This is a genomic window from Bradyrhizobium sp. LMG 9283 (assembly GCF_045571415.1).
In the GTDB taxonomy this organism is placed as follows: domain Bacteria; phylum Pseudomonadota; class Alphaproteobacteria; order Rhizobiales; family Xanthobacteraceae; genus Bradyrhizobium.
In genome coordinates, this window is the sequence record NZ_CP120691.1 from 1,787,059 (window position 1) to 1,809,091 (window position 22,033).

A 22,033-nucleotide genomic window follows, 5' to 3' on the forward strand; every position below is an offset into this window, starting at 1 on the left:
GCGCATCGCGCGGAATCCCTCGCACATCTCGTAGGTTTAGTCATACAGGGATATACGCCTTCCTAATGCTTAGACCCCTCCCAAATCATCCATCAAATTTAGGGTTATTCGAGCTTCCATCCGCTGCCATGCAAATTTCATTGGGACCGGATGCCTAAATACGAGGTGGCCCTCGATCTTTGGCGCGTTGATCGCGACATACGCAGCAACCTCTTTTGGGTGAGCCGTGATAACTTCAATTCGCCTCAAGTGCCGCAAAAGGTGATCAGGCTTTCCGTCCGACCGCAACTCGCCTCTGAAATCGGCAAGCTGCTCGGCTATTTCACCTTCGATCTTTCGATGCTGAACGTCCTTGCACTCCATTAGCAGGACACGGCCGAGATCCTTATTCCAAGCTAAAACATCGACATCACCATAATTTTGATCAAAGCCCTTTCTCAGAAGTTTTGTTACCGGTACTTCCGTCTCGACGTTCCAGCCGAGTTCTCGCATCCGGGCGGCGACCTCTTGGCAAAACTCATGACCAATCCGATCACGAGAACGACCGGACCATACCCGCATCTTCGGCTTCAACTGCCACAGCGGGAAATCGCCCCGATGGTAGTTCCGCGCCATATATACGTAGGCGTCTCGCGCGATCCCCGGAGATACGATGAGGTCCGGATCATCGCTGCCGTCCCCCAATTGCAAGAACGGCTTGCGCAGGATTGTCAGTCGCCGACGAAATCGCCATGGGAAACGGTCGCGCTCATCATAGCCACTTGGCACATCTCGCCAGCTAGGTCGGCTCTCGAAAGTCAGAAACTCAACTAGCCGCGACGCCTCCTCGGACTCTATTCCATCCTGCGCCTTTGCAAGGTCAATTAGCTCGCCCTTCTTGATAGTGAAGATTGCCTTGCCGCGCTTAATACCCAAATCCTCGACCAGATCGAGAAATTTGCGCGAGGCATCAAATGATGCGCCGCTTTCCTCTTCGAGCGCGTCCCAGAACTCCTTTGGAAATCCACTTTCATCTGTCGGCTTCGGAACGGGCTGCTCAAGGTGTTTCCCGTAATTCTTTACAGCCTCTCCGACAGTCAAATCACTGCCCGCACGAGCATAGGGCGCTAGAACCTCGTCCTGAAAGCTAACATTGGCGTGAATGTCGCCAAGCGGCGTAATGCGAACGCGCGGCTCCATGGCATCCCAATGAATAGCGGAGGACCAACCGCCCATGTTGGATAGAGTTAGCATCTTTGCCATCAGCCGGGACATATCCAAACGGCCCGGCTTGCGACCTCCGCTAAGTGGGCATTCACAAATCGCAAACTCCACAATCAGGCGCGAACCGAGAAAAATCGCGTTGAGCTCAAAGTCGTGCTCGGCAATCGTTCGTAGCGTGGCCTCCTTATCGGAATGGAGGGCAAGTACCGCCGAAGACGTACGACGCCAGTTATCACGATCATTTATCGCGGCCTCGTGATTATTCAGCGCAAACATGATAACGGAACGACGATCTAAGGCTCGAAGATCGGCGCATATTTCGTGCTCAAGTTCTTGTACAACCGCATTCAAATAAGTCGTGCAATTCTCCTTGCCTTGAATATCTCCCCCTTCATCTCTTGAACGCTTTCGCCACCCGAGGCCTAGCTTGAGCCAAGCGGAATCATCCTCGTCTACCTTGATTGGCTCTCCCCAAACGCTGTCCCGTACATAGTCCCGGAAACGCCGAGCCATAAACCCGTGCGATTGACGCGCACTTGCGTCTTGCACGATCTGCTGAACTGCCGCGCGAACCTGTTCCTCAGTAAAGGAAGCACCGCCTAAACGAGCGAACGCTTCAACTGATCGACTAACGAGCGCGCGCTCCGCTATGTTTTCAGGATGATAGATCGCCTTCTCAAAATCTGGCCCCGCAGCCAGTACGACAGTCCGACCGCCACCCGGAAGGGAAATAGAGATCGCATCCTGCGCCGCTTCGAACGTTAGAAACTCCCGTTTGCCCGCCCCTTCGACATCTCCAATCGTTCCCGAAAACTCCACACGCCACAGAAGAGCCCCGCGCGGCAACCCTGGGAGAATGCTCTCCAAAACGGGAGCCATGCGGCAAATCCACGTCTTCAACATTAACGAGCGCTGATAAGCCCAATGGCCGCTTGTGTCGCTGGTTGTAACGAGCTGCATCCACCACGCTCTTGTGTCGGTTTCATAGACGCCGCGCGGCCAGCGTTCGCCAACGTATTTCTCCTCCGCCATATAAAACGGCGTACCGTTATCTTCGGCAAATAGCGCGCGGCCATCGCGCCGTACGTTGATCCATTTCCCATCTACGTCCTGCGTGACGTGCGGGTTCCAGTGAGCTACGACTTCATGTCGCACGTCCTTGATAGCGTTTTGTTGCACCATGACAAACGCCGGAACTCCGCTCTTGCCAAAATCGTCTGGCATGTCCCCGTGAGGCACGAGATGACCGCCGCCCAGAGACCGCGCCCAGCCAACGATGTTCAAGAGACCATTTATATTTTGCAGCATCACTCCGAGTTGGGACAGCCGTTCGCGGGAGTCCATAAGACGCCACAGTGAAAGCGCCGTAAAATCCTCAAGCCAACTCAACGTCACGAGATCAGGCGCGCTGATGAACTCCAGCCTCCAATTTTCACGGCGTTTTTGAGGTTTATAGACCGAGATTGCGCGGCCTATTCCACAGCCCACCAAGATCGTTATGCACTCACGAAAATCGGGCTCCTTGACTGCCGCGTTGTACGCCTCGTCAATCCAACGCTCTATGAGTTGATCAAGCTTCGAAGCATCGCCGGGCGGGTAGATGCCCATCATTCCTTCGCGTTCAAAATCCTCCAACGTGTCGGCGAAGAACACAAAACTTATATAGAGCCCGCGATCAGCGGTCGTCATGGCACCGGCAAGCAGACCATAATCCGTCTGCCTGAACTCGATGGGCGCGCCTGATGCCATCCCCAGCAAGGGTGTCTCGGCAAGCAGTTGCGCGTGCTCATATGCCAACGTTGCAGCGAACACGGCCGTAAGGCCCTTGCGTCTCATCTCTTCCACGAGAAAACGGCGTATAGCGACGCTTACTGCCGTAGGCAGCAAAAGAACACACTCTCCGTTTCTGTACGCAACGGGGAACCTCTCCAGGAACGAATTTCCAACACGCTCATTGGCAAGCTCTGCGCGCCTGCTTGGATCAAATCCGAATTCAGCGAGGGCATCCATCGAAATGCCGAGGTCGGCGAGGTCATTATCGCTAAACCGCACAATCCGCCGCAGGCTACTCAGCGAGCCGACTATTTTGCTTGAAAGCGCCTCCTGCGGAATGTCATTTCCTAGCTGATAGCGGTCCAGCTTAGCGCGGGCACAGATCGCCTCGGAAAGCTGCAACAACGCGTATGTAGCATTGCGCAAATGATCGAACTGGGGCCTTGCGGGTGTGCGCTCAAGGGCGTTCAACACACGTTGCAGATCAAACCCCGCTGATTCCCACGTCCCCTCTAAGATGCGGAAATTTCCACGCGGTGAGCGTATCAGTGAAACGAATACGTCTTCTGCGGGGTCCTCCTGACGGCCCAACCTTCCTGTTCCAAATTCCTGAAACAATCGTGCGACGACTCTGTCGACCGGCTTGCGGCGACCTTGTCCAACCGCCAGAGAAACATGCACCAGGGCTTCTAAGCGAATACAGCTCGATTGAAGTTCGGGGACCGTGAGGAGCCCCGCGAACGTCGCAGCAAGCCGAAGAGGATCAAAATCAGCCACATCTGCAAGAGCTTCACGGTGCTCCTCAATGACCATCGCAACGGGTACAGCACCGACGCTCGCCGCAATCGCGCGCATTAGCTCTTCTAGGTCTGGCTCGTCATCGTTCAAATCCGACACCTTTGAGACTAATCAAAAAAGAACTCTCGCCGCATCGATAGTTCATACTCACCGTAGTCTGTCTTGCGGCTCCAGAGACGCAACTGAGCAACCCACCCAAGGCGCAAGCCATGCCGCGCAGAAGCTTGCTCCAAAGCGGATTTATCCATCTCTGTCAGCACTCCGCAACGTGTGTTGCCGCCGTCTTGAGTGTAGAGAGGCGTCCACTGGTCGTGCCAAATGGAAAGCTTCGCCACAATCGAACCATCCGCGTACACCGAAATTCCAGCTTCGTCGCAAGCGACGTCAGGAGGCGTCGGGAAGAGATAGGAAGCAGGCAGCGCGTACCCTGCGACAAGATAGTCAGATAGCCAGTAGCCGTACGGCATAGGGAACATATCCAGACAAGTAGGCAAGCAACGTCCCAACTTCCCATCGACGGCGTAGCGTTCAGTATCCTCCTCGTCTAACTTTCCCTCGAACGTAATTGCATCCGGCAAAGGCCATCCTGCTCCGGGGGAAAAGTACGGTTCCTTCATGTCAGGCGGCACAAAGTCATCAGTCGCGAGTACCGCAGAAACGGTCAGGTCGCCAAATTCATATAGGCTCGCTTTAATCGGGGTTAGTAAGCTCACGAACTGCATATCTGAACCATTGACGTTCGCCGCGATGAGCTTCCGTGCGCTTACTTCGAGCGAAGCTCCTTCGGCACAACACTCTTCCGGGATGTCCGCCAACCATGCAGGGCGATCGACCGGCATGATGCGAAACAAACCGCGATTGATCGGCAGACAATCCATGGCGTAGAAACCGGTCTGTTGCGCCGTCATGGCTCCTTCGGCGACCGCACAGGCCAGCATCCGAAGATAGGCCGACCGCATCACGTCGCTCTGAGCCAGCTCGAATTGGCCGATGATTCCACTTCGCGCGAGGTTTCCGACGAAATGGTACGGAAAGTCCGAATGGGGAATTCCGCCTCGATCCATCAATTTTTGCCACTCAAAGGCCCATTGCCGCGAAAACGGAAACCAATAGCGGCCCTCAAGTCGCTTAATCTGGTTGCTGAAAAGAAATGGAACATTCTGAGTCTTATGGTCTTCGAAGTATTTCGATGGCACAAAGTCGTCCGGGGCCAAGCCGGAATGTGCGGTACGCCAATCGTTCTTCCGGTGCCCAACCCCATAAATGTGTTGCAGTAGCATATCCACGATGATCGAAGGCTGCTGGATCGCTTCACAAACATCTTTGAATGGCGGCAAGTCTTCGTCGCGAGCGCATAAAAGGACCGCAAGACCGGTCGCGATTTCGCTCTCAAACCTTCTTATCGAGAGCCAGTGCAGAAACGCTCTAGTGGCGGCCTTCTTATGCTTAGAGGAAGAAAGCAGCTTCGCATATTCACGGGCCGCGACCATGCGCACCATCCGGACAGGCCAGTTGAGCCGCTCCAGCAACATCCGAAGTGTGGAATCCAAGGAAGATGCTACCGAAGCCATGGAATCTCCGGCAAAGGTTGGTCCGCTGTTTCCTCGATTAGGATTGCAACGAGAGTGGCCGTGTAGCTCTCCGCAAGTTCGATCTGGCCGACTAGGATGAGAAAGCGGACAAGGTATCTGAGCCCGAGGCTAAACCCATAGTCGCGCTTTTCCCAGAATGCCTCGGGTTTTGAGCTGTCTCGAATGAATTCCTGCCAGCGGTCCTTATAGTATTTTGCAGCCCATTCTAGCCGCTTAATGACTTCCTCGCTTGAACTCCAATAACTCTGCCAACCACGCCGTACGGCATGCGCCTTAACAAGCCATTTGTACGCATCCCGCCTTCCTTGGACGGCCAAGCTCACGAGAAACGCACTGTCGAGAACTCTCTCCGTTGAGTAGGTCCGTTCTTCGTCCCGAAAAAACGCTTCAACAGCCCTTAACGCTTCCCGGCCTTTCCTTTTCTCATGCCAATAATCGATCCATTGCCTGAGCGCTTCGTCGCGATGATCGTAACCCAGGTTAACATCTCCAACCCGAGCAACAAGCTGTGCAAATTGTGATGGTTTGAACTTTCGCACGTCCGGCGGTTTACCCCTGCGCCCGGGATCATCCGAACTACTGCGATCAAACTCCCTACTGGGAGCGATGCCACCTAGAAAACGTTCCTGCTCGGCAAAGGCAACGCCTGCCGCTGAAACTCCGGCAGCCTTCAAGTCGGAGAGAATTAGAACATCACGGCGTTCCAGGAACGTACGCGCCAATGCCTTCTCAACCTCATTCTCGAAACTTAGCCGTTTACAGTGGGCTTCGAGCACATCTTCAGCCAAGGAGAGCCGATCTGCTTGAATGTGGTGGGCGTAGCAATCTGGAAGCTTCTCTGGACACAACTCCGCAATCAATTCGATAAGTTCGGAGCGCGATCCTCGGACTTCGTCGCCATCTGTCATATCCATTATTTGGTCAACGACAGGCGCGACTTTTTTCAGAAAGCCGAGTGCTTTGGGCGACTTTGCTTTTTGAAGCAGTTCGATCGAACCAAGCACATCATAAATGTAAACGTCCTTATGGTATCCATAGCCGATAAGGCAATCTGCCGCACGCTTTACGTATCCCGTGGCGTCGGGCAACCCATAGAGGAGTGCGAACAGGGCGAGCTCCGTCCAGCGTTCGGCCCTCTCGTTGAAGGTCGTTACGGATCGGCTTTCCTTTTCACGCAGGGCATCCAAAAGAACTTGCGCTCCAGGTTTTTCCACCAAGACGAAGCGATTTTCCAGATTGTCGTTGAGCCATGCTTCGTCCAGCCAGTGTCGCGTAGCCCTCGCCGCCGCGAATTGAGCAGCCGGGATGAGTTCGCCGGGAGGCGCTGTGATGAGATGCAGATCAAGGGCGATTTGCCGGAGTGCGCCCTTGAAGGACCAGTATTGCGCGGAATCGGCTTCGGTCGTTCGTCGACCCATCACCTGAGCGATGTTGTTCGCTCGCTCAAATACAATCGAAAAACTGGCCTCAGCACTCCCATTTCCAATGCTAAGCGCGAGATCGCGAAGTGCCTCCACCGCAGCCTTCATCCATCCCATTCGTGTTTCATCTACGCCGGGAAACACAAACGAAAAACTGCCAACGGCGCTGCGGCATGTCGCAAGCGCGGAAAAGAACAGCCCGTGGAAAAACCGCTGCAAGCCCGGATTGGGCCCCGGAGTGTATTCGTACCTTTCTAGCTCAAGAAAGCCCGGGTCGAACTCGAAATTGAGGATCGGGCAAGACTCTCCTTGCAAAACGAGATAGCAGCCCACGAGAGGCGATGCGGCTATGGGCCGCACGTCGATCCGCGTTTTGGGATCGGCTCCAGCGATCAAGCACGCACGGAGTAGCGCATCGCCAGCCAACGCCTGCCGAGCCTTGTACTTCTCGCCCTTTAGTAGTCCGACGAGGTCTGCGAGGGCGTCGAGCTGCAATCCACGAGTCAAGCAATCGAGTAATGCGTGGAACATTGGATCATTCGAGGAGAACCCTTCAACGAATGTCAGTATCTTCTTGACGCTAATATCTGGCATCCGCGTCAGGGCTTCGAAGGCGTTCCGAACTAGGGCGCGAAATTCGTCACTGCGTCGATTGCGGAGTACCAGCCAGAGGTTCACGCGTCGCCGCAATTCGGCTTCGCACTCCGCGCCGATCTCATCCGCTAGATCATCCGGAAGCGACCGCAGCAGCGTAATAATTTGTGCATCGGGAAGCGAGCCGATCTCATCGGCCATGTTAAGAACTTGCTGGCGGTTTTCTGAGGAGCGAAGGGTTGCCTCAGCCAACTCCGGATACCGGTGCATCTGGAATTGAGGTCCATTCTGGAGGCGAACCTTCAGGCTCCTGGCTTCGACGCAGCGGCAATAGTCACCCTTGGCGAAAGCCGCGTTTTCCGCTTCACGAAGAATGGCGATGATTTGGCTGTCAGGCCACCCTAGAGCGAGAGAGTCAATCACCCATTTGCGCGTCGTCTTCGTGAGAAGATCGCTCTCTTTGCCTACCCGAGCTTTTGCGATCCACAACCACCCCCAACGCCAAAATGGCGGTGCGTCGCGTTCAAGCCACCTAATTACTTTCGGCAGAAGTGCTCGGTAGGTGCTCTCATGATCACTCTGTTCGCGCGCGTAAGCGACGATACTGCCGTGAAACGGCATGACGCCCGTTCGGCGATGCTCAAGTAAATGATCAACCTCATCGAGGCTCCCGCCGCAGCGTCTCAAACCATCTGCAGGCCAACGAAACTCCGAACCGGCGACGAGATGTAGTACCTGCTTGCCTTGAGGGTTTAGCCTTCGCCAGAGGCTCCTATAGTAGGTGCGAATATCACCGTCAGGGCAGCGAGGGAGGATCGTTACTTCGTCAGACGTGACGATCGCGCCTCTCCGCACAAGAGTCTCAAAGGAATAAATCAGATGAAGCGGGTGCCCACGCGATATCTTGAAGAAGGCGCGGCTAACTTCGTCGAGGGTTTCATTCCGCTGCTCCTTTCGGCGCGCATAATCCGGAAGCCTCAACCGCTTGGCCTTGTCCTGACCTCTTATCCAGTCATCGACCGCGCGCTCGTCCATCGGCGGAATCTCGATCCAAGCCGAGGAGCTGGCCCTTGCCAACAATTTCGCGGGTAGCTGTACGTCGGCGACACGCTGCGTCCCAACGATCAGCACAACATTCTTGGGACAGGGGAGTAGATAGCTGAACAGATGATCCATCTGGTCGATGTTCATGCGTTCGCGCCAGACGTGATCAAGCCCGTCGACCACAACGTAGAACTTTTTATTTTGAGCCGCGAAATACTCTCCGCACGCTTCGAGCCACTTGCGCAGAGTGTTCGGCGCTTCCTCTAAGTTCCGATCCTTCACGGCTTCAGGATAGCGCGCGGCCATCTGCTCCATCATGGACCCGGCAATATCCGCGAACGAGATGCGGTCCGTCGTCGTGTCATCGAGTGAGAGGAAATAGTGATGGCGAATGCACGGCAGCTTCTTCTTGCTTAATTCGTTGATGAGGAAGCTGAGATAAGTGCTTTTTCCGCGCCCCGGCGTTCCCCAAAGAACGGAGAGAGCGGATCGTCCAGACGTAACGCGTTTGAGAAAGCGATCATGAAAATCTAGGCTCGGAACCGCGTAGACGTCCGGCACTAGAAAGTTCTGCGGTATTGGCCTCGGCCGCTTCTTTGAAATGGCCTGCACGAGATGGTCATGGCGGATTTTGCCATCCGGTTCTGGCTGCCTTTTCTCCGTGGCCCATCTCCGAACTTGTTGCCGGAGAAATAACCAACCGTCCGTGGTCGTGTCCGTCGGCACAACCGACCCTTTGAGCCGCTGCTCCAGCCCTTGAACATCTGTAATCTCGGAATGTCTGAATCGAAAGACCTTGAAGAAGGCGCGGGTTGGGGCACTGCCGCCAAGCTCCTGTTCAATTTCCGCTCGGCGAGACGGTGAGAGCTTTCCAAGCTGGACAAATTCCCCCTTGAGCGCTCGGTCAAATTCGGCGTCAGGCGTGCGGTTGGTCCTAAGCTGGGCGAGGCCCATAAAACCCGACTTGCCGTGCTTTTGGAGCGACGCGGCCCACTTTTTCAGCCGCGACGTACCATGTTCCTTCCGTTCGAGGAGCCAATCCCAGGTAAGGGCGTAACGGTCGGGGTCGACCGTGAACTTGACCTGTGTGTATTCAAACTTTCCATCTGTTCGCAATGCCACTACGTCATCGAGATAGCCTGCCGATCGATCCTCTGATTCAAGTTCGACCCACTGATAACGGCTAGGGTCGCGATAAAAATTGATCAACACCTCAATGCCAATGAGGTCTTGATACTCAAAAGCCGCGCGCGTGATTGCAGCGGGTTTAAAGGTTGTCTTTGACAAGAAAGCCTATCAAGTTGAAGAATCAAAAAATGCTCCATCTATGATAGCAAATATGCAAGCATTTGGTGCGCGTCCGATAGTCGGAATGGCTCTCGTGCACCGAGCCGCATGGGCGTGTCGGCCATCCGCCTTCGTTCCTCGCGCGGGTCAGGTATCGCTCGCCGGAGGCACTCGCAGAAATGCCGTTCCGGCACCGCTATCAATGCCCGTCGCGCGGGTGCCTTCCGGTCTCGCGACTGTACTCGCTTTCGGGTCCCGCCGTCCCGCGTCGCTATCACTGCCCCTCAGCGGGTGGCTCCTCATTCGTTTGCTAAGGGGCAAGGCAAGCCCCTCGCGCGCGCAAGGTATACCGATTCATCGCGCCGCATCCCCGCGTATCCCTAAACGGAGCCCTCGCGCGGACCCTCGGCGCACTGCATCCGGAACCTCCTTGCACTTGCTACTCCCAAGAAAAGTCTGCTTGCCATGGGCTCCTTCGAGGCTCAAATTTCAGGGCGGGAAATGTTTAAGCGCTGGCCTCAGGGCAGGTCGGGATAATTTTCGTTTCGACGATGCCATCGATCAACGCTGCGGCGTTAGCCGTCACGCGCTTCTTATCGCCCGACTGGCGGAAAGCGACGCCGTGGAGCTTTTTATTGACCTTGAACACCTTCAAATCCTTGTCGAGCTCAACATGCAACTCCCATAAAGCCCCGCCGCTAACTCCGCCGTAGGATTTCGGAACTTTCGGTCCCGTCTCGTAGCTGATTTCGACTTCGACCAGATCGTTACCGTCTTCTTTGAATACCGTTCCAGTCAATCACGCGCTTGGTGTGGCCGAGGTTGAGGCGGCGGTTTTGGAGCGCAGGTGTTACGCTGGGGAAGCGTACGAGGCCGACCGTTTCCTGCTCGCTAAATTCCTTCAGGACGTGCCCAGCAGTCAGGATGCCGTAGAGCTTGCCGAGCTTGACGAAGGTGCCGGTCCCTTTTGGATCGGCGACTTCAATCTTTCCCTCGTACCTGAACTTGAGGAAACCGATGCTGTAGTCGCAGACTGGTCCCGTGAATGAATCGTCGATCTTGATCGTGACTTCTTGTTGGACGTTCAACTCTGCGATCTCCCCAGCCTTGGCACGGCAACACTCTAACAGCTTCCGGTTGCGTGGGGGAGCGGGTGGCCGCCTTCAGGGCGCGAACAGGCGACAAAGCTTCATCATTTGTAAGCTGCCATCGGGGTTGAGATGCGGCTGGCTGGGCCGGAGGTGATTGCGCAGCATCGGCAGGATGTCCACCACATGACCACATGCCGCCTCGGGGAGCCATTCCCGTTGGATGGCGAGCGTCAAAAGGCCTTTCATGTCGGGCCTGAAGTGATAACGAGGGTTGCGAAGCGGTCCGCGAAACGGTCCGCCGTAGAAATGTACGTCAAGCCAAGTATTTGATCTCATTGGTGGGCCCGGCAGGACTCGAACCTGCAACCAGACCGTTATGAGCGGCCGGCTCTAACCATTGAGCTACAGGCCCCGCCGCGAGGCGGCCGCTTGGCGCGGCCGGCAACGGTGCGCGGTTCGTTTACAGGGCCTGAGGCGGGGGTGCAATGCTGGCTCTCGCGGACGGGAACGCCAGCGTGACCGATCTTTTTGAATACCCGAAATCCGCGATGATGCTCTTATAGTCCTGTTTTGCCCGACGGGTCAAATCGAACTCCGTCAAGGCTCGTTTGGTGCTTCCGTAAGCCCTTGTAATTGCTGGCCTCGTCTACTGTGCATGGGGTTGTTTTTCGATTTTTTGTTTGAAGGGGACCCGCGGGTCCCCCAGATGTCTTGCAAGCAAGCGGGCGGGCCTCGGCCCTAGTCCACCGAAACCCCGGCGAACTCCACGACCTTGCGCCACTTCTCGGTTTCGTCCGCAACCAGCTTGCCGAACTCGGCGGGCGTCATCGGCTTGGGGAGGCCGCCGACTTCAGTGAGGCGCGCGACCAGCTTCGGGTCCTTCAGCGCTTCGCCGACGGCCTTGTTGAGGATCTCGATCACTTCGGGCGGCGTGCCCTTCGGCGCGGAGATGCCGTAGAAGCCGACCGCTTCGAATCCCGGCACGGTCTCGGCGATCGCGGGCACGTCGGGCACGCTCGGCCAGCGCTGCGGCGAGGTCACCCCGAGCGCGCGGACATTGCCGCCCTTCACCTGCTCCATCGCCGAGGGCAAATTGTCGAAGATCAGCTGCACCTTGTTGGAGATGATGTCGGGGAAGGCGATGGCCGAGCCGCGATAGGGCACGTGCACCATGTCGCACTTCGTCATCACCTTGAACAGCTCGGCCGACATGTGCACCGAGGTGCCGTTGCCGGACGAGGCAAAGGAGATCTTGCCGGGATTGGCCTTGCAATAGTCGATGAACTCCTGAACCGTCTTCGGCGGAAACGCGTTGGAGACGACCAGCATGTTGGTGAGCTGCATGATGCTGGCGACAGGCACGGTGTCGCGCAAAAAGTCGAACGGCAGCTTCTTATAGAGCGAGGTCGAGATCGCGTTGTTGGGCGCGACGAACAGCAGCGTGTAGCCGTCCGGGGCTGCGTTGATCGCGGCCGCGGCGGCGATGTTGCCGCCGGATCCGGTGCGGTTCTCGACGATGACCTGCTGGCCGAGACGGTCCGACAGCCACTGCGCCATGATCCGCGCCACGATGTCGACAGGACCGCCGGCGGCAAAGCCGATCAGCCAATGCACGGGGCGGTCGGGGTAGCCGGCGGCGGCGGGAGGGGTGGCGCTGAAAAGACCTAAGAGAATTGCGAGCCCGAAAACACCGTTACGCAAAATTCGCAACATGACACCTCCCATTGTTCTATTGTCGTTGGGCGCATGCTTTCACAAAAACCGGCCGCTGCCTACATCGCCGCAAGTCGGTGTTGACGCAGGTCCGCCAGGAACGACCATGAGATTCGCGACTATCCTGATCAGCGCGGCGTTGCTCGCAAGCCCGGCCGCCGCTCAAACCGGAGGCACGGCCATTCCGACCACGACACTCAGCCTGGGCACCGCGACACCTGGCGGCGGCTTTCCGCTCTATGGCAGCGCCTTCGCCGAGGTGATGAACGCGGCGGATCCGCAAATGTCCATCGCTCCCCGCAACACCAAGGGCAGCAACGAGAACATCCCGCTTCTGGAAAAGGGCGAGCTCGATCTCGCGCTGGTCGCGGGCGAGCCGGCCTACGAGGCCTTTGCCGGCATCGGCCGCGCGCCGGTGCGTCTGAAGATTCTCACGGCGATCTATTCCAACCCCGGCATGTTCGTGGTGCGCGCGGACAGTCCCTACAGGACGATTCGCGATCTCGTCGGCCAGCCCGTCGCGTTCGGCGCCAAACGCTCCGGCCTGCCGATCCTGGCGCGCTATGTGCTCGATGGTCTCGGGCTGAAGCAGGACGAGGACTTCAAGGCGATCTATCTCGACCGCGCCGGCGACGGCCCTGCGATGGTCGAGGACGGCCGCGTCGCCGCGCTCTGGGGCGCCGGCATCGGCTGGCCCGGCTTTGCCGCGGTGGCCGCGAGCGCATCAGGCGCGCGCTTCATCGCGCCGAGCGCGGAAGAGATCGCGCGCATCCGCGCCAAGCATGCGTTCCTGAAGCCGCTGACTGTGCCGGCCCGCAGCTACCCGAAGCAGACCGAGCCGATCGCCTCGCTCGGCTCGTGGAGCTTTGTGCTGACGCGCGAAGATCTGTCCGACGATGTCGCCTATCGGCTCGCGAAGACGCTGCACGGTATCGAGGCGACGTTCTGCAGGAAGCTGGCGCAGGCCTGCGAAACCACGGCCGCGAACACGGTCGCGGCCGCGCCAAAGGTGGAGCTGATCCATCCGGGCGTGATGAAGTATTTTCGCGAGATCGGGGTGGTGAAGTGACGGTCGCCTAAGCGGCCGTCATTCCGGAGCGCGTCGAAGACGCGAACCCGGAATCTCGAGATTCTCAGGTGCGCAATTGCGCACCGTAGTTCGGTGCTTCGCACCGCCACGGAGTGACGATCGCTTTAAGCGATCGTCACTTCTTCACCAGCGCACACGCCGGGTCGGGCGGACCAAACGCCTTGTCGCCGGAGATGGTCGTGAGGATCTTGTAATAGTCCCACGGGTACTTGCTCTCCTCCGGCGTCTTCACCTGCACCAGCCAGAGATCGTGCACCATCAGATTGTCCTCGCGCAGTTTGCCGTTGCGGGCGAAGAAATCCTCGATCGGCTTCTCGCGCATCTTGGCCGCGACTTTAAGCGGATTGTCGGTGCCGGTCTCCTTGATCGCGTTGAGATAGTGCATCACGCTGGAATAGACGCCGGCCTGCCACATCGACGGCATCTTGTTCATCTTGGCGAAGTAGCGCTTCGACCATTCGCGGGTCTTGTCGTCCATGTCCCAGTAGAACGACGTGGTCAGGAGCAGGCCTTGAGCCGCCTGCAGGCCGAGGCCGTGGATGTCGGTGATCAGCGCCAGCAGCGCCGCCATCTGCTGGCCGCCCTTGAACACGCCGAACTCGGCGCCGGTCTTGATCTCGTTCATGTTGTTGGGCGGGCCTGCGGCAATGCCGATGATCTTGGCCTTGGAGGCCTGCGCCTGCAGCACGAAGGAGGAGAGATCGGGCGTTGCCAGCGGCGGCCGCACCGAGCCCAGCACCTTGCCGCCATTGGCGGTGACGACGGCGGAGGCGTCGCGCTCCAGCGAATGGCCGAAGGCATAGTCGTCGGTGATGAAGAACCAGCTGTCGCCGCCGCGCTTGACCACGGCATCCGCGGTGCCGACAGCGAGCGCGCGGGTGTCGAACACCCATTGGATCGCGTAAGGCGAGCAGAACTTGCCGTGGAAATCCGCGGTGCCGGTGGAGTGGGTGATGAACAGCCGCTTCTTCTCGTTGGCGATGTTCTGCACCGCGAGGCCGACCGCCGAGACCGGCACGTCGACGATCAGGTCGACCTGGTCGACGTCGAACCAGCGCCGTGCGATGGCGCCGCCGACATCGGCCTTGAGCTGGTGGTCGCCGATCACGATGCTGATCGGCTTGCCGAGCACGGTGCCGCCGAAATCGTCGATCGCCATCTGCGCCGCCGTCACCGAGCCCTGGCCGGTCGGCGCCGAGGCCGGTCCGTTCATGTCGGTGAGCACGCCGATCTTGACGACGTCGTCGGAAACCTGCGCCGACGCCGCATTTGAAAGCAGCGCCGCCGCCGAGAGCATCGCTGCGAAGGCGGCCGCGACCGGCCGTCCAAATCTGGTTGGATTCACGTTTGTCCTCCCCTGAGCCGGCTCGTTGGCCGGTGTTGCGTCCGGGTATGCCCGGCTGAATTGGTTTCTTTTGCAACTGTTTAGGGGCGGGCGTCAACGTCAGGCAGCGAAGCGGATCAGTCCTGCGGGCGAGGGATCGTAGCCGGTCAGCTCCTCGGCGCGCTGGCGCAGCCGCCGCTCGTTCAGGAAGCGGAGCAAGGCCTGCATGGCAGGGCGGAAATAGCTGCGCTGCCGCATCGCAAGGTCAAAGTTCTCCCAGACCAGCGGCACGAAATCGAGACGGGCCGAGCGCGCCGCGGCGCGCGTCGCAATGCCGCAATCGGCCTGGCCGGCGCGAACCAGTTCGGCAAGATCCGGCCCGGTCAGCGCCGGCGTCTCGATGCGGCGCAAATCCCGGATCGAGGCGCCCGCGCGCTTCAGGAGCATGTCGAGCAGCATCTGCGCGCCCGTGCCCTGTTGCCGCATCGCCATCCGGGCGCCAGTTGCGAGCACATCGGTCAGTCCGTGCAGCTGCTTGGGATTGCCGTGCGGCAGCACCAGGCCCGTTTCCCGGCGCACGAACCCGACCAGCACAGCATCATGCAGGTCGGCAGCCGCCCGCAGGGCTTCGACACTGGCATCGCTGGCGAGATTGTCGGAGGCGTCCAGGGCGTGGAAGTGCACCGCCGCAGCCATCACCTCGTTGCGCTGCAAGCGCTCGAGCCCGCGCGCGCTGCCCTCGCTTATCGATCCCAGCCCTGAGCCGGATTCGCGCAAGCTCCAGTCCAAAAGCTCGTCCCGGCTGCCGCCGACGACCGGCGGTGGCTCGGCGATCAGCATGCCGGCCGGACGCGCTAGGCCCGACAGGACCCAGAGGTCAAGCTCGTGCCGCGGGAAGAGCCATTTCCCCGTCACCTTGCTGCAGGGGATCGCACCGGTGGTGACGAGTTCGTAAAGCTTGCGTTCGCCGAGCCGGAGATAATCGGCGGCTTCGCTGGTCGTCAGGAATTCCATCCTGCATTCCTATGCAAATTCTTGCTTCTTTTTGACGTCCGACGCAGGTGGAATTCTGCATTTCAGATTTTTGTCCGCGGGAACCATGCCCGATCATCTCGCTGCTTTGCAACACATCCGCACGCGCGATTTCTGCTTTGGTGAACGATCCCAAAGCGCTCTGTGTTGCCGAAATTTCCCGGCTAAGCAGCGCAACCGCGTCACGAGCGCGGCGCAATCGATCATCATGATCGCCTCATAGCCAGTGGGGAACCTGATCATGGGCCGCCTGTCCGTTGCCTTCGCGCTTCTGTGCGGCCTTGTCGCGGGCGTTGCGGCGTCGTCCGCGGAGGACCGCGGCATAGTCCTCGCTACGACGACGGCGACGCAGGAGTCCGGCCTGCTCGACTATCTGCTGCCGATCTTCCGCGATAAGTCTGGCATCGACGTAACCGTGATCGCGCGGCGCGCCGACGAAGTGCTCGACGGCGCGCGACGGGGCGAGGTCGACGTCGTGCTGATGCACGCGAGGCCTCAGGAGGAGAAATTCGTTGCCGACGGCTTTGGCGTGAAGCGCTACGACGTGATGTACAACGACTATGTGCTGATCGGGCCGAAGAGCGATCCTGCGGGCGTGAAGGGCAAGGACATCGCGACGGCGCTGAAGGCGATCGAGGCCAAGGGCACGCCGTTCGTGACGCGTGGCGATCGATCGGGCACTCACGCCGCGGAGCTCGCGCTTTGGATCGTCGCCGGCATCGACATCGCGAGCGCCAAGGGCGCCTGGTATCGCGAGGCCAAGCAGGGCATGGACGCGGCGCTCGAGGCGGCGCGTGCGGCAAACGCCTATGTGCTGTCGGACCGCGGCAGCTGGATCGGCTTTAGAGATCGCGGCGATCTCGACATCGTCGTCGAAGGCGACCGGCGGCTGCTCAACCAGTATGGCGTGATGCTCGTGAACCCCGAGAAGTTCCCGAACGTGAAAAAGGACCTCGCGCAGACTTTCATCGACTGGCTGACGTCGCCCGAGGGGCAGACGGCGATCGCCGGCTACAAGGTCGACGGGCAGCAGCTGTTCTTTCCCAATTCGGACAGGTCGGGCGGCTGAGGTCGCCATCGTCGGCGGTTGCCAAACCGGACGATGCATGATCCATCATGGCGCATGACCCAGCGCCTGCCGTCCTCGCTCACGCCGCTCGACACCGCGCTCGCCGCTTTGCTGCGAGGCGTTGATCCCGTCGCGCCGGTGGAGGTGCTGCTGGCGGACGCGATCGGCTGCATCGCGGCGGGCACTCCACTGCTTGCGGCCTATCCTTCGCGCGACATTGCCGCCGCAGACGGTTGGGCGCTATCCGCCAATGATCTCGTCGGCGCGTCCGCTTACTCGCCGCTGCCTTTGACAGAAGTGCCTTCGTGGGTCGAGGCCGGTGACGCGATGCCGGCGGGACGCGATTGTGTGCTCGATGCCGACGCGGTGGATGTGTCGGGGCCGCTTGCCCAGGTGCTGGCGGAGGGCGTGCCCGGACAGGGCGTCCGGCGCGCCGGCAGCGACATCGTGGAACGCATGCCTGCCGGCGCCGAGGGCCGTCCCATCGGCGCGGCGGATCTGCTGCTCGCGCGCGTTGCGGGCGTGGAGAAAATCGGCGTGCGCCGGCCGCGGCTGCACATCGTGAACGTGCCGGGCGCAACGGCAGCGATGCATATGATCGCCGGGATTGCGCGCGCCACGGGGCTGGACGTGGACACGCGTCAAGCTCGTGCACGCGATGAAGCAGCGATTGCCGATGTGCTTGATGCGTCCTCCTGCGATCTTCTGCTGTCCATCGGCGGTAGCGGTGTCGGACGCCAGGACGCCGCCATCACGGCCCTGGCGCAGCGCGGCGAGGTGATGGCGCACGGCCTTGCGCTCCAGCCCGGGCGTACCGCCGCCGTCGGACGGCTGGGACGAGTTCCCGTCGTCGCGTTGCCCGGCTCGCCCGATTCTGCGCTTGCGGCGTGGCTCGCGCTCGTGCTGCCGCTCGTCGACCGTTTGTCGGCGCGTCGGCCGCGCCTAAAAGTGTCCCTGCCGCTCGCGCGAAAAATCGCATCCAGTGTCGGCATCACTGAGATCGCTTTGCTGGCCGAGGAACATCGTGCGTGGCTGCCGCTTGCCGTGGGCGAATGGCCGCTTCAGGCAATCGTCCGTGCGGACGCATGGCTGCTCATTCCCGCCAGTGACGAGGGATTTGCGGCAGGTATGCCGGTCGATGCGCATCCGATGCGGGAGTGATATGGGTCTGGCATGACGATGATCCCGAAATCACCAGATCGCAGCGCGCTTGAACAGGAGCAGTTCCTCAAGATCCTCTCGCGCGAGGAGGCCCTGGCGCGCTTCGAGGCGGCTTTGTTCCCGCGCGTGCTTCGAAGCGAAACGCGCAAGCTCGCCGCTGCGCTCGGTGCGGCGCTCGCCGAAGATATCACCGCGCCGATCGACGTGCCGCCATTCGACCGGTCCAATGTCGACGGCTTTGCCGTGCGCTCTGCCGATCTTGCGGCGGCTGGCGAAGGCGCGCCCGTGCGCCTGGCGCTGAACGGCGAGACCATTCATTGCGGCACCGCGCCGTCGCTGCAAGTGGCGGCCGGGACCGCGACGCTGATTGCCACCGGCGGTCCGCTGCCGCGCGGCGCCGATGCCGTGGTCATGGTCGAGCACACCCAGCCGGCCGGCCTCGATGCGATCGAAGTCCGTCGCGCCGCCTCACCGGGGCAGTTCGTCTCGTACGCCGGATCCGACATCGCACGCGGCGAGGCGCTGCTGCGCGCCGGCACCATCATGGGCTCGCGCGAGATCGGCATGCTGGCCGCTTGCGGCATTGCCGAGGTGAGTGTCGCGCGTCGGCCGCGGGTCGCCGTGATCTCCACCGGCGACGAACTGGTTCAGCCGGGCCAGCCGCTCGGACCTGCCGAAATCTACGATACCAACGGCGCCATCGTCGTGGCCGCGGTCGACGAGAATGGTGGCGAGGCCATCTTCCTCGGTGCCATTCCCGACGATGAAGCCGAGCTCGAATCCGCCATGCGGCGCGCGCTGGCGGACTCCGACATGCTGGTGCTGTCGGGCGGCACGTCGAAAGGCGCGGGCGATCTCTCCCATCGCATCATCGGCCGGCTCGGTCAGCCCGGCATCATTGCGCATGGCGTTGCGCTCAAGCCGGGCAAGCCGCTGTGCCTTGCGGTGTGCGACGGCAAGCCGGTGGTGATCCTGCCGGGATTTCCAACCTCGGCCATGTTCACCTTCCACGACATGATCGTGCCGGTGCTGCGCAGGATGGCCGGCCTGCCGCCGCGCTCCGATGCCAAGGTCAGCGCGACCGTGCCGGTGCGCATTGCGTCCGAGCTCGGCCGCACCGAGTTCGTCATGGTCTCGCTCTCGCTCGTGCAGGGCAGGGACGGCCTGATCGCCTATCCTTCCGGCAAGGGTTCTGGTGCAATCACCTCGTTCGCGCAGGCCGACGGTTTTCTGCGCATCGATGCGCTGGCGGACCAGATGGCGGCCGGAACTGAAGCCGACGTGACGCTGTTCACGCCGCATGTGCGCGTGCCCGATCTCGTCATCGTCGGCAGCCATTGCACCGGCCTCGATCTCGTCACCGCACAGCTCGCGCATGCCGGCCTGACCGTGCGCTCGATCGCCATCGGCAGCCTCGGAGGATTGGCGGCAGCAAAGCGTGGCGAGTGCGACCTCGCGCCAATCCATCTGTTCGACGATAAGAGCGAGACCTACAACACGCCTTACCTTGTCGAGGGACTGGAGCTCGTGCCGGGGTGGCGCCGGATGCAGGGCATTGTCTTCCGCAAGGACGACACGCGCTTCGCGGGCCTGAACGCGAAGGATGCGGTCGCTGCCGCGCTCGCGGACTCAAGCTGCATCATGGTCAACCGCAACCAGAGCGCCGGCACGCGCATCCTGATCGACCGACTACTCGGCGGCGTACGGCCGGAAGGCTACTGGAACCAGCCGCGTTCGCACAATGCGGTGGCGGCGGCCGTCGCCCAGCAGCGCGCCGACTGGGGCATGACGATTGCGCCAGTCGCCCATGCGGCCGGCCTCGGCTTCATTCCGCTGGCGGAAGAGCATTATGACTTCGCGCTGGTGACGCCGCGCAAAGACCGGCCGGGAGTGCAGGCCTTTCTCGATGCGCTCGGCTCGGACGCGGCGCGCGCAGCACTCGAGCGCGCGGGCTTCCGGCCCGCGTAGATACCAGCTGGGTCTATGGCTACGACGGCTGGTCGGTGCCACTGGCGGCCTGAGCGGCGCGCTCGCGCTCCTCGGCTTCGGCGAGCGCACGCTGCGCGGCGGGCGGCAGCGGCTTCGGGTCCGGCGGGACCTCGACGCTGTCAGGCTTGCTCAGCTGTTTCGTGCGATCGATCGTGTCCGAAACATCCAGTGCGAGATCGACAACGTCGAATATGACGTCCAAGAGAGAGTCGGCCATGGCTCGTCCGGGGTAACGTACCAATCATTGGTCGTTCCCTTGCTCGGCCCGGTTCACGGCCAAAAGCTCAATGCACCGCCTTAGGATGCGTCATCCCGTGCCGCCAGCCGCTCGGCCTCGGCAATGTCCTCGACTGTGTTCGCATTGAAGAATGGATCGAGCGGCTCGTTCGGCCATGTCACCGTCGTCAGCGGATAGCGCGCGGTCCAGCGGTCGATCTTGCGGAGATCTTCGACGACAAGCGCGTGGCGCAGTTCGTCGCGCAAGGCGACGCGCCACAGGCCGATCACCGGATGCGATTGCTCGCCTGATGCGGCGACCGCAAGCTGCGCGTTCTCGCGTGCGCGCGCGTCATGCAGCCGTGCGACGAGATCGCGCGGCAGGAACGGGCAGTCGCCGGCGGCGCTGAGCACCCATTCGATCTCCGGCCGGTTCGCCGCGGTCCAGTCGAGCGCGGCGAGGATGCCGGCGAGCGGGCCGGGAAAGCCGGGCACGTCGTCGGCGACGACTTGCAAGCCGAAGGCGGCGAAGCGGGCGGGATCGCCGTTGGCGTTGAGGATCAGCCCGCTGCACTGGGGCGATAGGCGCGCGATCACGCGCTCCAGAATGGTGCGGCCGCCGATGGTGCGCATCGGCTTGTCACCGCCGCCCATGCGCCGTGCGAGCCCGCCGGCGAGCAGCACGCCAAGAGTCGAAGGAACACGCGTTGCCGGAATCCTAGTCGTCACCACCTTCGCCCTTGCGCTTGTGCTTGGCCGACTCCTCCTCGACGTAAGCGAGGTTCTGGTCGTAGACGATGCGCTCCTCGCCCGCGAGCGCAATGAAGCGTTTTCCGCGGGTGCGCCCGATCAGCGTCAGGCCGACCTGCCTTGCGAGATCAACACCCCAGGCGGTGAAGCCGGAGCGCGACACCAGGATCGGAATGCCCATGCGCACGGTCTTGATCACCATCTCCGAGGTGAGGCGTCCCGTGGTGTAGAGGATCTTGTCGGAGGGATCGACGCCGTGGCGGTACATCCAGCCGGCGATCTTGTCGACGGCATTGTGCCGGCCGACATCCTCGGTGTAGCAGAGCGGCGCGCCCTCCTTGCATAGCACGCAGCCGTGGATCGCGCCGGCCTCGAGGTAAAGCGAGGGCATGGTGTTGATGGTCTGCGTCATCTGGTAGAGCCAGGAGGTGCGCAGCTCCGCCTTCGGCAGTGCGGCGCTCTCGACCGCCTCCAAGAGGTCGCCGAAGGCGGTGCCCTGGGCGCAGCCCGAGGTCTGCGTACGCTTCTTCAGCTTGGCCTCGAAATTGGTGTGGTGCTCGGTGCGCACGACGACCACCTGGAGGTCGTCGTCGTATTCGACCTCGGTGACCACGTCATTATATTTCAGCATGTTCTGGTTCAGCAGGTAGCCGAGCGCCAGATATTCCGGATAGTCGCCGATCGTCATCATGGTGACGATCTCCTGGGCATTCAGGTAGAGCGTCAGCGGCCGCTCCATCGGGACCTTGATCTCGACCCTGGCGCCGGTCTGGTCGGTGCCGGTCACGCTCTGGGTCAGGCGCGGGTCGTCCGGGTTGGGGACGATCAGCGGCACCGGGGCTTTGTCGATCTTCATCATGGCGGCGAGGTTAGCATGACATTCGGG

15 protein-coding genes, 1 tRNA gene and 1 pseudogene are annotated in these 22,033 nt (G+C 60.6%); 4 read left to right on the top strand and 13 right to left on the bottom strand.

The annotated features are described in order from the left end of the window. Positions 1–69 precede the first annotated feature (69 nt). From P6U29_RS08405 to P6U29_RS08440, 8 genes are all read right to left on the bottom strand, one after another. Positions 70–3,864, bottom strand: coding sequence for a hypothetical protein (locus tag P6U29_RS08405; RefSeq protein ID WP_407117152.1), 3,795 nt, complete (start codon positions 3,862–3,864; stop codon positions 70–72). A 17-nt stretch (positions 3,865–3,881) separates the two neighbouring features. Beyond that, positions 3,882–5,345 carry a hypothetical protein gene (locus P6U29_RS08410; RefSeq protein ID WP_407117153.1) on the bottom strand — a complete coding sequence of 488 codons (1,464 nt, stop codon included), beginning with the start codon at positions 5,343–5,345 and terminating at the stop codon, positions 3,882–3,884. Further along, positions 5,333–9,712, bottom strand: coding sequence for a hypothetical protein (locus P6U29_RS08415; protein WP_407117154.1), 4,380 nt, complete (start codon positions 9,710–9,712; stop codon positions 5,333–5,335). Before P6U29_RS08415 ends, P6U29_RS08410 begins: the two co-directional genes overlap by 13 nt. Before the next feature lie 505 nt (positions 9,713–10,217). Further along, positions 10,218–10,511: a hypothetical protein gene (locus P6U29_RS08420; RefSeq protein ID WP_407117155.1), complete on the bottom strand. Its 294-nt coding sequence runs from the start codon at positions 10,509–10,511 to the stop codon at positions 10,218–10,220. Next, a complete protein-coding gene (locus P6U29_RS08425) occupies positions 10,480–10,800 on the bottom strand; it encodes a hypothetical protein (RefSeq protein WP_407117156.1) in 321 nt (106 codons plus the stop codon). The genes P6U29_RS08420 and P6U29_RS08425 overlap by 32 nt, the downstream gene beginning before the upstream one ends. A gap of 75 nt (positions 10,801–10,875) precedes the next feature. After that, on the bottom strand, positions 10,876–11,037 hold the full coding sequence (locus tag P6U29_RS08430; protein ID WP_407117157.1) for a hypothetical protein: 162 nt from the start codon (positions 11,035–11,037) through the stop codon (positions 10,876–10,878). A 102-nt stretch (positions 11,038–11,139) separates the two neighbouring features. Further along, a tRNA-Ile gene (locus P6U29_RS08435) sits at positions 11,140–11,215 on the bottom strand. A gap of 326 nt (positions 11,216–11,541) precedes the next feature. Further along, positions 11,542–12,516: a Bug family tripartite tricarboxylate transporter substrate binding protein gene (locus P6U29_RS08440; protein WP_407117158.1), complete on the bottom strand. Its 975-nt coding sequence runs from the start codon at positions 12,514–12,516 to the stop codon at positions 11,542–11,544. A 106-nt stretch (positions 12,517–12,622) separates the two neighbouring features. Between P6U29_RS08440 and P6U29_RS08445 the strand changes: the two genes are divergently transcribed. After that, entirely contained in the window at positions 12,623–13,585 is a 963-nt protein-coding gene (locus P6U29_RS08445; RefSeq protein ID WP_407117159.1) for a TAXI family TRAP transporter solute-binding subunit, read from the top strand. A gap of 136 nt (positions 13,586–13,721) precedes the next feature. Here the strand turns inward: P6U29_RS08445 and P6U29_RS08450 are convergent, their stop codons facing one another. Both P6U29_RS08450 and P6U29_RS08455 read right to left on the bottom strand, forming a co-directional pair. After that, on the bottom strand, positions 13,722–14,951 hold the full coding sequence (locus P6U29_RS08450; protein WP_407117160.1) for an ABC transporter substrate-binding protein: 1,230 nt from the start codon (positions 14,949–14,951) through the stop codon (positions 13,722–13,724). Positions 14,952–15,050: 99 nt separating this feature from the next. Beyond that, positions 15,051–15,944, bottom strand: coding sequence for a substrate-binding domain-containing protein (locus P6U29_RS08455; protein WP_407117161.1), 894 nt, complete (start codon positions 15,942–15,944; stop codon positions 15,051–15,053). A 259-nt stretch (positions 15,945–16,203) separates the two neighbouring features. Here P6U29_RS08455 and P6U29_RS08460 point away from each other — a divergent pair, with 259 nt between their 5' ends. Genes P6U29_RS08460 through P6U29_RS08470 form a run of 3 tightly spaced genes read left to right on the top strand, consistent with a single transcriptional unit; the run spans position 16,204 to position 20,160 of the window. Then, a complete protein-coding gene (locus P6U29_RS08460) occupies positions 16,204–17,031 on the top strand; it encodes a substrate-binding domain-containing protein (protein ID WP_407117162.1) in 828 nt (275 codons plus the stop codon). A 54-nt stretch (positions 17,032–17,085) separates the two neighbouring features. Next, a complete protein-coding gene (locus P6U29_RS08465) occupies positions 17,086–18,192 on the top strand; it encodes a molybdopterin-binding protein (protein WP_407117163.1) in 1,107 nt (368 codons plus the stop codon). Between the two features lie 12 nt (positions 18,193–18,204). Beyond that, positions 18,205–20,160 (top strand): molybdopterin biosynthesis protein, encoded by a 1,956-nt coding sequence (locus P6U29_RS08470; protein ID WP_407117164.1) that lies wholly within the window; start codon positions 18,205–18,207, stop codon positions 20,158–20,160. A 46-nt stretch (positions 20,161–20,206) separates the two neighbouring features. On the opposite strand, the pseudogene P6U29_RS08475 reads toward P6U29_RS08470, so the two are convergent. From P6U29_RS08475 to P6U29_RS08485, 3 genes and pseudogenes are all read right to left on the bottom strand, one after another. Continuing rightward, positions 20,207–20,398 (bottom strand): annotated as a pseudogene (locus P6U29_RS08475) (hypothetical protein); the annotation flags it as partial. Positions 20,399–20,478: 80 nt separating this feature from the next. Next, positions 20,479–21,051: a molybdenum cofactor guanylyltransferase MobA gene (mobA, locus tag P6U29_RS08480; protein ID WP_407119276.1), complete on the bottom strand. Its 573-nt coding sequence runs from the start codon at positions 21,049–21,051 to the stop codon at positions 20,479–20,481. Between the two features lie 64 nt (positions 21,052–21,115). Continuing rightward, the gene (locus P6U29_RS08485; RefSeq protein ID WP_407117165.1) at positions 21,116–22,006 is read right to left on the bottom strand and encodes a formate dehydrogenase accessory sulfurtransferase FdhD; all 891 of its coding nucleotides are present in this window, start codon (positions 22,004–22,006) and stop codon (positions 21,116–21,118) included. Between the last annotated feature and the right edge of the window lie 27 nt (positions 22,007–22,033).